The organism is Apibacter sp. (genome assembly GCF_025291155.1).
Taxonomy (GTDB): domain Bacteria; phylum Bacteroidota; class Bacteroidia; order Flavobacteriales; family Weeksellaceae; genus Apibacter.
The window spans coordinates 1-13,031 of the sequence record NZ_JAMBJZ010000063.1; the positions used below are offsets into that span (position 1 = coordinate 1).

Below are 13,031 nucleotides of genomic sequence, written 5' to 3' on the forward strand. Positions count from 1 at the left end.
AAAGTTGCAGAATCTTATCAATGGGATTGAAAGTACATTTATAATGAAATGTATCAATAGTATTTGCAATAAAGTTCAGAGCTCCCTCATCATTAAAGTTCTCTATAGCTTCTACTGGTAACTTTAGAATTTTAGCTACCTTTTCCAAAGTATCTTTTTCTATTTCTTCTTTACTTTCTAATTTAGATACAGCTGCCTGAGTAATGTTTAATTCCACTGCCAATGCATCTTGTTTTACTCCCAGCATTTCTCTCAGTCTTTTTATATTCCTTCCGTGATGTGCTTTTTTTGATGCTGTATCTGTATTCATAATTTATTAATTTTTCTATTCACAAAAATATAAAATAATCCGCTAAAAATAACTTATTCTTTTTCAGTTATCTTATTTTAACCCAAGTTATAAATTATTGTATGTATGTTCGTTTACTTTACAAAATAAAAGCATGTGAAGTGAATGAAGAATCAGTATATAAGGTGAAAGACTTTTTAATATATCTAAAAGATATTTCGGAAATAAAGGATTATAAGCATTTAGAATATACTTTAAAATCCATGCTAAGTATTTTCAGACTGCAATACTAACGGAAATAGAGCATCCGGAACTGGTAGATCATATTAAATGGGATATTTACAATTTACTAAACTCAGCTAAAGGCTTAATTCCTGAATCGGAATTTGAATTTTTAGATAAATTATATACCAAATAGTAATCAGTTTATCTTTTTATTTTAGCTAATAAATATATTCAGTTTTTCGGGAAACTTATAAGGTTAGGATAATAAACAGATAGATTAATTTTAAATTGTTTTTTGATAAGGTAGCTAAGTAAGAAAGAATTTTTCTCTTTTTTCTTAGTTTTTATTTTTTTTGAACATTAGTTATTTATAGCTTAATCCCCTTATCTGATACATTACTCTAATTTTTTTTATAGAGATGTAGAACTTTATTATTTTTTATTATTTCATAAGGGAATTTTTTGATTGACCAGTCCTTATCGTTTTTACATTTTATCATAATTAATAAGACAGAGATTTTATTACCTTCTTTATTAGAAATTATAGTATCGATTCCTTTTGCTGCAGCATAATATATATTTTTTAAATATCATTTTCTAAACTTGATTGTAGTATTTTTAACATTTTTGATGAATCATTTTCATTATCATGGGCCATTATTAAATCAATTTTTTTTGTTTGATTATTTAAGGTCGATGCATAAGAGGTAAATTTACCTACTTCAGATAAATATAATTTTATTTGAATTTTTATATTATTAATTAAATTGTTTAAATTATCTTCCATTTTTATTTGTTTTGGGTTACACACAATTTGGATATTGTTTATAATCCTCCTTTAATACTTTGGTAAAATAGCGCTTTTTAAATCTTTTATTCGCCCCTTATTGGAAATCATCAGATAACCCTTCAAAATCGAGATAATTTTTCCAGATTTCTCCAGGAAAGTCTTTTAGAGATAAAAAAGTAGTTTCATACTATTTTATCACTAATTTAATTGATTTTAAAAATTTTATAGTGCTTTCTAAATCATAATACTTTTGTTTTAACAAACTAATTTGGTATTTTTTAGGTAGTAATATACCCCATTTAGAAAAATCAAGAATGGTTGGGTTTTTCTCTAATAATTTTGATAAATGGTTGTCTACGTATACTATAGAATTTAGGAGTGTATCTGTAAAATTGTCCCAAACAATATTTGATGTAGAAAATTCAAAAAAACTATCATTATCAGTCATTATATTTTGTATATCCATAATAGTTAATAATAACTGTATAGTTCTGTTTATCCTGGTTCCTGTAAAAGTATATAATTGGGCTTTATTTTCTTTTAAAAACAAAGGTCTTTCTTCAGATGGTTTTAGTATATTAAATGGTGAGAATTTTTGTCGAAGTTTATCGATTTCTTCAGAGCTGGGTTGATCTAAAAATAAATATTCTTCTTCAGAAATAAGGATTTCCAACATTTTTTCTCTTATTTTAGGGTGCACCAAACCTCCACTTCCAAAGAATAAAGGATTTTTTCCATCTTTAGCAGGACAAACTTCTATTTTATGAGATTTGAAATCAATCAATTTTATTTTCCAAATTTTGGCAGCCAATAAAATATTTTCATCTTCTCTTATCTGAGGAGAAAAAGGTATTTCTCCTATTGTATTACCTGAGTTTGCGACCTTATAGTGTTCTTCTGTTTTGAATACACTGTAGAAATCACGGCTATTTACGAATTTTTCCCCTTCAATACCAATAATAATTTCTTTGTCAATCTTTTCTAATATATCATTGCTAATTAAATAATCTATTATTTCATTAATTTCCTCCTTAGATATATGAATGAATGTAAAATTATTTTCTATTTTCTTTGTCAATTCAATTTCATTAACGCCAGAATATTCCTTGACTATGGATAAGATCTGGTGAAGCATTATATCAAAAGGTTTTTCTATAAATAAAGGAGGTTCTATAAATTCTTCCTTATATAATAACCAGGATGCTAGTGATTGTAATAAACTCCATTTATTAGTTGAATAGAGATATAATTTACTTTTAATTCCTTCTTTTCTTCCGCTTCTTCCGACACGCTGGATCAAAGAAGCTATACTATGTGTAGCATCTACCTGAATTACTTTATCCACGTTACCTATGTCAATACCTAATTCTAGAGTGGAGGTGCAAGCAATTGTAAAATTTTCTTTTTTATTATTTTTGGCAAAAAATTCTACATATTCTCTGACATCTTTATTAACAGATGAATGATGAGAAAAATAGTTTTTATGTCCACCTACTCGCTCTGCTATTTTTTTTAATTTAACAGCTAATTCTTCAACTTTACCTCTATTATTGGGGAAAATTAATACTTTGTTATCCTTTGTTTCTCTATATATGTTTTTTAATAGTTCCAAAGAATATTCTACGGTCTCTATTTTAAAATATCTGAAAATGACTTGAATTTCATTAGTAGTTTTATCTATGAGAACTTTAGTTTCATTATCATTACCTACAAATTGTTTAGCTTCTTCATAATCCCCTATAGTTGCAGATAATCCAATTATTCGAAAGGGAACTGTATTTATTTTTTGTAAACGAGATAGAATAGACTTAAGCTGTATTCCTCTGTCTGTTCCTATAAAAGAATGAATCTCATCTATTACTACAAACTTCAAATTAGAAAAGAGATATTTAATATTATAGGGATTATTTACAAACATAGCTTCTAAAGATTCAGGAGTAATTAAAACAATTCCCTTAGGGTCCATTAAAAGGTGCTTTTTTTGTGTTCGGTTTGCTTCTCCATGCCACTTAGTTACAGGCACCTCTAAATAATGACATAGTTCTTCAATACGATAAAACTGATCATTAATCAGAGCTATTAATGGAGAAATATATAAAACCTGAACTCCTGATTTATTAAAATTAACAGATGATAATATAGGAAGAAAAGCAGCTTCAGTTTTTCCAGATGCAGTTTTAGAAACAAGAATATAGTTATGGCTCGTTGTTAAAATACGTTTGATTGCTGCTGCTTGAATAGCCCGCAATTCTTCCCAGCGTTTATCTCTAATATATTTTCTGATAGGCTCAGATAGCAATTGAATAGGCATTATAATTCTTCAATATTATCTAATAAGGTTTCCTCATTTGGACGTTCATCTGAAATTTCAATCTCTCCAAATAATTTAGATTTATCCACTTCTGGGTTCTGACGAAGTATATTAAGGATATTAAGAAAATCTCTAATAACTTCTCTTGGAGTTAAAAATTCAGAAGCTCCAGGTTTATTGAATATTTCTTCCATAAAAGAGTGGATATCATCATTAGAAATATCTATGAGAGTTTTATAATTAAAATCAAAAATTTCTTTAAGTTTTTTTAATAAAACGAAGATTTCATTATGATCCAAAGGCATTAATCGGATTACGGGTTGAGCAAAGTCTCTTATTTCTAAAGTCTCAAACTTATTAGTTTCCAATCTTGATTTTAATGCATGATAGCTGAACAATCCTCTACGCTCATTTTCCAAAAATTCTTTAGTTCCTGCATAGTTAAAAAATAAATTAGTTACTTTTCCCTGAAAACAATCATTATAAATAGCTAATATTTTTTCATAGTTTTTTTCTCTCATGACAGCTGTTGAAATTTTGTACAAATTAATAGCTTCATCCAAGTTAATCATAAATCCACTGTATCCCATGCTAACAAATAATTTACAGAAATTTTTAAGCATATCATAATAATTCTGATCATTAATTATTTCTCGAACCCCTAAATCTTGACGTGCTTCTGTTTTAGTAGTATATTCACCTTTTAACCATTTTAAAGCATTCCTTCTAAGTTGTTCTTCATCTTGGATGTATCCTTCATAATATTTTATGATCACTGTTCCAAAATCAAAACCTCCTACTTCGGTAATTCCATTGATGGTTTTCATTATGTTGTTCCGGATTAAATCAATATAATCCTCATTATGTATTTCACTAACTAATATATTATTTTCTTGAGCTGTTTTTATAATGATCTGCTCAATCCATTTTTCCATTAAAATAGGCAAGGCACCTCCTTCAGGTTTGGTTTGTATGGCTATATTATCCATTATTGACTTGTATAAAGAAACCGCCTTTCCATCATTAGAATATAAACGATTTTCAGGTGTAAAATCAGCATTAGCTACAACAAATTTTTGTTTTAATGCAACCGTATTTAATAAATGAAGCATAAATGATTTTCCAGAACCAAAATCGCCAATCCAAAACTTAACCAAACTATGTCCATTTTTTACATCTTCTAATGCTGAGACAAAAGCTGTTATTTCTTCAGAACGTCCTACTGTTATATGTTGTACTCCTATTTTCGGAACTACTCCGCTTACGAGTGAATTAATAATTGCTGTGGCTTCTTTAGGCTTAATATTTATCATTTTATAGTTATTTTTTGGTAGTAATCTTTTAAAATAGTGTAAAATTCATCTTCTTCTTCAATCAATATATCATCCAGAACTTCATAATAAATTTCATTAATACTGTCTATCAAATGATTTTTAAAAATATTGTTGTCTTTTGCATAAATATCAAAGTCTTCAAAAGAAACGCACAAACTATTTTTTGCAAAAAAATTTAAAACATCTATTTGAATAGAAGATAAATTTTCACCATTTAAATAAATAGACTTATTTGACTCAATTGTTTTTTTGGAAACTATTTTAATTTCATTAGCATTAATGTCTTGTGATTTTGTTGATAAACTTTCACTTTCATCTTGTAAATATTCATTTAATAACTCTACAGTTTCTGAATGTTGTTCTTGTACTTCTTTTATGATTGATTTATTAAGATTAATTTTTTTACGTCTTGCTTTATAAATGGAAGAAACTGAACTTAAAGCCTCATCTAAATTTCTAGTTTTAATTAATTTTTCTACAATAATTTCAAAGTCATGAAACTGTTCATTAGTTTTGAAAAGATTTTTTTGTATTGTTTTAGTTAAAGGTTTATTGTTGAAAGTCGAAGATTTTAAATCATAGTACAAGTAATAAATATATAGTGATAATGCTATTTCTTTATCATACTTAGCTATGAATTTTGATGAATCAAAGAATATATTTTCAATAGAAGGATTATTTTCATTAAGTTTTCCTAATGAAATAATATCGTTTAAAAACTGCTTTGGATCTCCATTATAATTTTCCGTAATCTTAGAAAATTTTATTTTCCACCGGGTTGTATTTTGAGTATATAATTTTATATCTGTAGCTTCATCGGGAAGATTGATTATAGATGTTAATTTAAATAAAGTTTGGGTTATGGTAGGAACTATTTTTTCTTGATATAGATTATTAATTTCAGGCATATGCAGAGAAAAATCAGTATTTAGTTTTCTCTTATGGCCATAAAATTCACGGACAGCATTTTCGCAAAGTTTGAAAATATTTTGATAAAAATACTTAATTGTATCTTCAAAAGCGTAATTATAATTGTGACTACCTTTTCTGTATTTGTAATACTTTTTTATATAAAGATCTGCAATTTCTGTAATAAATTGTTCTAAATTTTTTTCTCCTTCAATTTGAGTATCTTGTAAAGTCTCAAATAATGATAAATAAAGTCTGAGTGTTTCAATTAAACAAGCTTCTATTTCAGTAAAGGTGTTGGGTGAAAAATATAATTTATTTAATAATTCAACTTCCTTATCATTTAACTTTAGTTTGTTTTTATAGCGGTTTCCTAAACGCCAGTAATCATACCCATAGTAGTCATAAGGATTGTTTTCAATAATTCTATTTATATTTTCTTCATCGCCTATATTTTCTAATTTTTTAATTAAAAATGAAATACAGTAAGATTTAGTTCTACTATAATGAAAACCAAGAAGATCCAATTGCTTTTCCAAAACTTGAATGTCCTTGTGTACTTCATATTCATTTAATAAGTCAAATAACAGAATAAAGGCATAATTCCAATTTCCATATAAATTATTATATTCACCATTGAGGAAATCTGTTTTAAAAGCTTGATAAAATTTTTTTTGTTCTGGAGTAGCCTCATCTAAATCAGAATAAGAATATATATATTTATGAGGCCAATAGGGAACTCCATATTGATTTATTAATGGTTCATTGTAGGAAAATAAAACGTGTTTTAAATTATAGTTGTCAGAATTAAAGGTATTTGATTCTGATAAATTAGGACGAAGACTACATGTTTCATTAGAAATATCTTCAATAGAATTATTGGATTCGTTCATTATTTTATTTGAAGTGCTATTCTCTTTAATAGTAGAGTTAGAAATAAAATTATTTATAACCTTAATAGACTCCGTATTGTTATAAGTTGAATCTTTTTCCTGTAGATTTTTTAAGTGATTATTGTAAACATTTTTATTCTTTTGTTTAGATGAATTCTTATTCAAAAAAACAACTAAAAGTGTTATAAATGTGATAATTAGTAAAATCATGTAGTTATTAGTTCTTATATTTCAAAGATATAAATTTTTGGTCATTTTTTATCCAGCTATTTTAATGCGAATAATTTTTTATTATAAAATAACTATATTTTATATAAATTATGATAGTTGTTTGATTTGTGTATATTCTTACTAATTTATTATAATAGGTCTCTATTCACAGCTTCTTCAAATAAGATAATTGTACGGGAGTTAACTATTCGGTTAGGCACTCGGAAGAGGTATTCATCCAACCATTTGTATTTAGATCAAAGAACCATTTTTCAAACTCATAAATTGTTTTAGATGAAGGCTGAGGTTTTTCATAACTAGGAAGATTAAACCCGAACCTCTCAAAGATCCTTTTGTATTTTATTGCAGTAAATATGATATACTGGGCCTGGGCATAAATCATTGGAGGAAGATGGCTTTTTTCTTTTTTTAGATTTGTTCTTTATATCCGGTTCTGGGAAAATTTTGCTTCCGTATTTTTGATTACTTCAATCAAATCCCTTTCGGGTTTTTCTCTTTTCTGATGAATTGGGCTTTGGAACAGGTGAATTTAGGAGTCCATAATTCCAGCCACTCTTTTTTCATGACTTCTGCTATTTCCATGTTACTATGTTAATAGGAAAATGAGGATTGTAGGTTATTTTCTGAGGATTGAAAAAACAATAAGATTTTCTATTAATAGATTTAATATTAATAATTATTCAATTGAAGTTTGATGGTAATCCAATAAATGAATTAAAAAAAGAGAGTTAAAAAATTATTTTAGATAATTTAAATTTGGCTGATAATTATCATAATAAATTTATTTCGTATTTGTCAACAGTATGTTAATAAATTAGTTAAATATTAATACTGTGTAATTTAGCAAAGCTAATACGTAAAAAACAAGTGCCACATTATTATATCAAGAATTATTTAATGCTGAAAAGCACTAATATAAGAGATATTTTTGTTTTTATATAAAATAAAAAACTTAAAATATTTTTTATATTTGAATGTAATTAAATAACTATAAAAATGAAAAAATTATTCTTGTTTGTCATTGTGTTTATTGGATTAACACAATTGTCATCATGTTCAGATGATGATAGTGTAAGTAAAAATGTTACACTCCAAGATCTTGGAATAGAATATGGTGCTGAATATGAAGTTCAAGTTTACGTGAAAATAGATAAAGATAAGTGGGGGTATGTAGATTTTTCTCCAAAAGTTTATATCACATTTATAGACGAAAACTTTGTACGGGAAAAAAATGAAAATGGAGCTTTTATGAATCAATATTCATTAATACCTACCAAATTATCTTCCTATCCTAATCCAAATTTAAAAGTAGAAACTAAATTAAATTTTATCAAATACGCTCCAAATGCGGTTAAAACCTACGTAATTAACCCTAGGGAAAATTGTAAATTAATTAGAGATTCAGGGCGATTGATCCTAAAAAAACCAATAGATAATAATACTAATGATTTTTTTAGATTGGTGAGATAATAATTCCACTATGCTTTAAATATAATCATTCATTTTCTATTTAAAACATTTAACGTATAAATTTTTTACGATAGGTTTTGAAGTTTAAAATTTTTTAGAAATTTTACCTAATAAAGTTCCTTTGTTTTTTATAGAACAAACTTTTAATTGAATAAATATAACTCCTGAATATATGCAAAATGACTCAAAATCTTCGGTAGTTATTTCAAGAGCAACTTTTCTGTGAATCAGAAGATCGCCAGTTTAATCCCAGCTGAAGGAGCTGAAAATAAAAAGGTTATAGATATAAAAATTTGTAACCTTTTTTATTTGACAAAATTTGCCTATATAAACTATGGTTATTAAAAAAAAATCTAACTTTTTATATGATTTTTTCTACATATTTCCATATATACCCCCCACAGGTTTTACTCCTTCCATGTACAGCATCATTTATACTGCTACGAGATACGCCGGTTGATTTACCTGCTTCAATAACAGAAGGATAAGTAGCTATATGATTTCCAGAGAGGTCATATTGATAAACTACTTTAATTTTCTTTTTAGGGGGAGTTATTTTTGTTAGCTTATTTCCTTCCATCCAAATAAAACCTCTTAAATATTGAGGCTTAGAACTGAGTATTTTTCCTAAGGTCATCTCAGGTATTCCTGTACTTTTGGAAGCTTTTGATATGCTGGGGTAAACCATTATAAGATTCCCTTCTTTATCAAACTGGCTTACTATTTTAGCGCTAATTGAGGGAGGTACGGGATCTACTTTCTGAGGCTCATAACCTTTTTTCCAAATCAAGCCACCAGCAGTTTGAGATCTTCCTTGTATACACTGGCGAATACAGCCTCTATTTATTTTAGTTTGCTGCTCAGCTTCCCATATATTATTGTATCCGGCTAAATAATTACCCTCTTTATCATAACAACTAAGCGGTTGAGAAGATATGCTTGGTGTTACAGCAATAATTTCGGAAATATCATTTTCATATCTCCAAATATAATTTCCTGCATATTTTTGCTTTCCAAGAATACATTTTCTAATAGCCGCTTCGTGAATTCCAGTTTGTTTATAAGCTTCCCTTATGCTTGGATAAGTGAGTAGGTAGTTACCTTGCAGGTCATATTGCTTAACTTTGATTTTAGTCTTACTTTTTTCCTGTAATTTGTTTCTTCTTTCTTTGGGCCAAAAATTTCTTATACTCGCAAATATTTCAGGTACATTAGTCCTTCCTTGTTTTGCTGTAATCCGGTTTAATTCTGCACTATCCGCCTTATAAAGGTTTTCTATCTTATTATTAAAATTATCCCAATCTTTATGAAGGATTAGATCTTGTTTGGTTATTTTGCTGCAAAAAGCTTCATATACCTTTCTGGAAACATAAAATGAATAAGTAATTTTTTCAATGGTTATTTTAGTTATTAAGGAATAAAAATATTTTTTGAGTATTTTATTGTAAAGTGGTTTGGGATATTGTTTTCGAATTCGTTCGGGGCGTTCATAGGATATTGTTTTTAATCCTCCTTTGGTACCTTGGTAAATAGTTCTTTTTAAATTTTTTATGCGTCCCATATTGGAAATCATCAGATAACCTTCAAAATCGGGACAATCTTTCCAGATTTCTCCGGGAATATCTTTGAGTGATAAATTTTGATATGGATATAAAGCAGTTTTTTTCAATTTACTTACTTAATTAATTTAAAAAACAGAGAGACCTCCTATGTCTATAGTAAAAATCATTTACATTTAAAGCAATATAGCAAGGAATAGCTTATATTGTTTCTTTATAATAAAGAAATTATTTACAGCAACAAAGATATAAAAAAAAATATTTTGTATGTTTGCTAATCATTATTATTTTTTATTTTTAATGAAACTAATTATTAAAGAATATGGGGCCTTATGGAAAAAATAGATAAATCTGAAGTTCCTTTTACCTTTTCTAGTCCAGATGTAGTAAAAGAGAAAATTGCAAACAAATTCAATCGATACGGAAAAACCTCAATCACTTATGTTAGTGTTAAGATTGCCGGAGAGGATTATTTTACTGAAACCAACATTGCTAAATTAGAGATTAAACAAAAAGTAGGAGATCATCATAGTTTTGAGATTTGGTGTGATCCGGGAGAATTTAATGAAGATAATGCTTATTTATTTGAAAACTCCAGAGCTCATTTAGGTAAGCGGATTACTTTCCAATTTCACAGGTTTGGAACTGTACAATCAATTTTTACAGGATTGATCACCCAAGTATCCACTCAAAAGCAAGACGGAGTAAAAAAAGTTATTTTGCGTGGCAATTCTCCCTCTATACTTATGGAAAACGGATTACATACAAGAAGTTTTGAAAATAAAACTTTGGAAGAGATTATAAAAGAGGTAGCTTATCCATATGCAAAGAATTTAATTGACTTTAAAATCAATCCGAATTTTAAAGAAAAAATTCCTTATATCGTTCAATATAATGAGAGTGATTATCAATTCATAAAGCGATTAGCCTCTCGTTTTGGAGAGTATTATTATTATAACGGAGAACAACTGGTTTTTTCTGCTTGGGGAGGGAAAATAACAGAATTAGCTGAAGAGGAAGATATTTTTAATTTCGAATTAAAAATGGAAGTGCACCCTCAGAAATTTTCTTATACAGCGTATGATGCTAAACAATCATCTGATTATAAGGTAGATTCAGAAAGTCAGAGGCTACAACAATCAGAGAATCCTTTTCAGCAATATGCCATTAATGCATCAGAAGGACTTTTTAATGTTTCTCCCACCGCTCATTTTGATAAAAGCTTATTGATAAATCAGCAGTTAGATATTGAAAGGGCTGTTCTTGCAGAAAAACGTAAAAGACAAAATTTAGTTTATATAGAGGCAACTACTAATGAACCTAGCTTACGCCTAGGCGATATAGGTAAAGTTTCAGCCTGGATACCTAAACATAAAATTTTTAAATCCGGAAAAATTCCGATTGAAAGTTATAAGATAAATGAAATTACTCATTGTTTTATTGAGGGAAAAGGATATACTAATACATTTATAGGAGTACCTAAAGATTTAATAACACCTCCGGATTATGACGGAAGCAATACCCCGGTAGCAGATATTCAACATGCAATTGTAACAGACAATAAAGATCCAAAAAAGATGGGACGTGTACGTCTTCAGTTTGTCTGGCAAAAGGCTGAAAACAGCCAGACACCTTGGGTACAAGTAATACAACCTCATGCAGGTAGAGATAAAGGAACATATATTAATCCGGAAATAGGAGAAACTGTATTGGTAGCTTTTCAGGGAGGAAATGCAGAAGCTCCTATTGTATTGGGAACGGCTTATAATGGAGGAGAGATAGCTGCTTATTACACTGAAGGAAATGATATTAAGGTAATACAAACAAGAAGTGGTGCCAAAATTATTTTCAATGATGCTGAAGGACAAGGCTCTATTCTAATTGAAGACCCAAGCGGTAACCGTATCTTCTTGGATGGAAAAGGCAATATTAGGACAGAAGTACCGGAGACTTTCTTTTTAGATGCTAAAAATGTAGTGGTTACGGCTTCCCAGAATATAAGTATGAGTGCAGGGGAAAATATTTCTATTATGGCAGCAGAAGACTATAATCTGGCAGCAAGCAATATATATGAAAGTGCCGGAGAAGGTAGAGTATCTAATGCTAATGATTTTATAGAAATTTCTAAAAAAAGTACTTATACAAGTAATGAAGATAAAATAAACTTGGAAAGTGCTTTGGAAGTTAAATCCAATAGTGCACAACAAACCAGTTTACATTAAACTATAGTAATATGGGAGTTATAGAAGGCGGAAAAATAATACGAACTATAGGAGGGGAAAGTATAAAAATTGCAAAAAAGTCCATTACTTTAACTGCTACAGAGGGTAATCTTACTTTTAATGCAGCTACTAAAGTAGAAATGGTGGGCAAACAAAATGGAGTAAAATATCTAAATGATTATAAACCTCCAGAGGAAATACCTACTACTTTAAGAGTTACTAAAGTTATAGGGCCTGATATTATTAAAGGCGGAGGTGTCTATGATTATCAAGCAGTAGAATTTAATAGAAAAAATTTTTCATTAGTAGAGCTGAACAAGCTTATATGGAATGTAAAATATGATGATTCCGCAGAATTTTTAGGATTTGAAGATGAAAAAAATAAAAATTCATATATTATTTCAGATAAGAAGATTGGAGTAAAAAGAATTCATATTTTATCTGAAAATGTAATAGGAAAGAAAAAAATCAAAATATATCCCTTTTTTAATTCTCCTTCAGAAAATGTTTGTGTTATATCTCATTTGGAACTTCCATCAGGAGTTTTTGTCTGGGCAGAGACCAAGGGTACTGGGCATGTATTTCTAACTGTTCATAAGGAGAATAACATATATTTATATACTTATGGAAGATATGATGATGCTTATATGATTTCGCTAGGCACCATGGGGGAAGGAGTTTTAATCAGATATACTAACAAGTTAGCCATAGAATACATGAAAAAAGAATTATATAGGCTTGATTGCAAAGTATATCAGATTAAAGATGTTAAAGAGGATGATTTGATTGAGATATTTG

At 28.3% G+C, this 13,031-nt stretch carries 10 protein-coding genes; 3 read left to right on the forward strand and 7 right to left on the reverse strand.

Features of this window, described 5'->3' with window-relative positions; translation table 11 throughout:
- From M3Z80_RS06870 to M3Z80_RS06895, 6 genes are all read right to left on the reverse strand, one after another.
- A partial coding sequence (locus M3Z80_RS06870) for a helix-turn-helix domain-containing protein (RefSeq protein ID WP_293918803.1) occupies positions 1-310 on the reverse strand: 310 nt, incomplete at its 3' end.
- Positions 311-1,097: 787 nt separating this feature from the next.
- The gene (locus tag M3Z80_RS06875; protein ID WP_293918805.1) at positions 1,098-1,301 is read right to left on the reverse strand and encodes a hypothetical protein; all 204 of its coding nucleotides are present in this window, start codon (positions 1,299-1,301) and stop codon (positions 1,098-1,100) included.
- A 190-nt stretch (positions 1,302-1,491) separates the two neighbouring features.
- The gene (locus M3Z80_RS06880; RefSeq protein WP_293918807.1) at positions 1,492-3,615 is read right to left on the reverse strand and encodes a DEAD/DEAH box helicase; all 2,124 of its coding nucleotides are present in this window, start codon (positions 3,613-3,615) and stop codon (positions 1,492-1,494) included.
- Positions 3,615-4,928, reverse strand: coding sequence for an ATP-binding protein (locus M3Z80_RS06885; RefSeq protein ID WP_293918809.1), 1,314 nt, complete (start codon positions 4,926-4,928; stop codon positions 3,615-3,617). Before M3Z80_RS06885 ends, M3Z80_RS06880 begins: the two co-directional genes overlap by 1 nt.
- A complete protein-coding gene (locus M3Z80_RS06890; protein ID WP_293918811.1) occupies positions 4,925-6,961 on the reverse strand; it encodes a tellurite resistance TerB C-terminal domain-containing protein in 2,037 nt (678 codons plus the stop codon). The genes M3Z80_RS06885 and M3Z80_RS06890 overlap by 4 nt, the downstream gene beginning before the upstream one ends.
- Before the next feature lie 205 nt (positions 6,962-7,166).
- Complete coding sequence (locus M3Z80_RS06895; protein ID WP_293918813.1) at positions 7,167-7,364, reverse strand: hypothetical protein; 198 nt, start codon at positions 7,362-7,364, stop codon at positions 7,167-7,169.
- A 614-nt stretch (positions 7,365-7,978) separates the two neighbouring features.
- On the opposite strand from M3Z80_RS06895, the gene M3Z80_RS06900 reads away from it, so the two are divergent.
- The gene (locus M3Z80_RS06900) at positions 7,979-8,452 is read left to right on the forward strand and encodes a hypothetical protein (RefSeq protein ID WP_293918815.1); all 474 of its coding nucleotides are present in this window, start codon (positions 7,979-7,981) and stop codon (positions 8,450-8,452) included.
- A 361-nt stretch (positions 8,453-8,813) separates the two neighbouring features.
- Here M3Z80_RS06900 and M3Z80_RS06905 read toward each other — a convergent pair whose 3' ends face one another.
- Positions 8,814-10,121, reverse strand: a complete 1,308-nt coding sequence (locus M3Z80_RS06905; protein ID WP_293918817.1) for an NUMOD1 domain-containing DNA-binding protein — start codon at positions 10,119-10,121, stop codon at positions 8,814-8,816.
- A 222-nt stretch (positions 10,122-10,343) separates the two neighbouring features.
- On the opposite strand from M3Z80_RS06905, the gene M3Z80_RS06910 reads away from it, so the two are divergent.
- Positions 10,344-12,233 (forward strand): type VI secretion system Vgr family protein, encoded by a 1,890-nt coding sequence (locus M3Z80_RS06910; RefSeq protein ID WP_293918818.1) that lies wholly within the window; start codon positions 10,344-10,346, stop codon positions 12,231-12,233.
- 11 nt (positions 12,234-12,244) lie between these two features.
- On the forward strand, positions 12,245-13,031 hold a 787-nt coding region (locus M3Z80_RS06915), incomplete at its 3' end, for a hypothetical protein (protein WP_366519867.1).

What these genes read in the sequence shown, in the direction of transcription:
- M3Z80_RS06880 (WP_293918807.1), bottom strand. Translation starts at nt 3,615, where the DNA reads ATGCCTATTCAATTGCTATCTGAGCCTATCAGAAAATATATTAGAGAT.
- M3Z80_RS06895 (WP_293918813.1), bottom strand. Translation starts at nt 7,364, where the DNA reads ATGATTTATGCCCAGGCCCAGTATATCATATTTACTGCAATAAAATAC.
- M3Z80_RS06910 (WP_293918818.1), top strand. Translation starts at nt 10,344, where the DNA reads ATGGAAAAAATAGATAAATCTGAAGTTCCTTTTACCTTTTCTAGTCCA.
- M3Z80_RS06900 (WP_293918815.1), top strand. Translation starts at nt 7,979, where the DNA reads ATGAAAAAATTATTCTTGTTTGTCATTGTGTTTATTGGATTAACACAA.
- M3Z80_RS06885 (WP_293918809.1), bottom strand. Translation starts at nt 4,928, where the DNA reads ATGATAAATATTAAGCCTAAAGAAGCCACAGCAATTATTAATTCACTC.
- M3Z80_RS06875 (WP_293918805.1), bottom strand. Translation starts at nt 1,301, where the DNA reads ATGGAAGATAATTTAAACAATTTAATTAATAATATAAAAATTCAAATA.
- M3Z80_RS06890 (WP_293918811.1), bottom strand. Translation starts at nt 6,961, where the DNA reads ATGATTTTACTAATTATCACATTTATAACACTTTTAGTTGTTTTTTTG.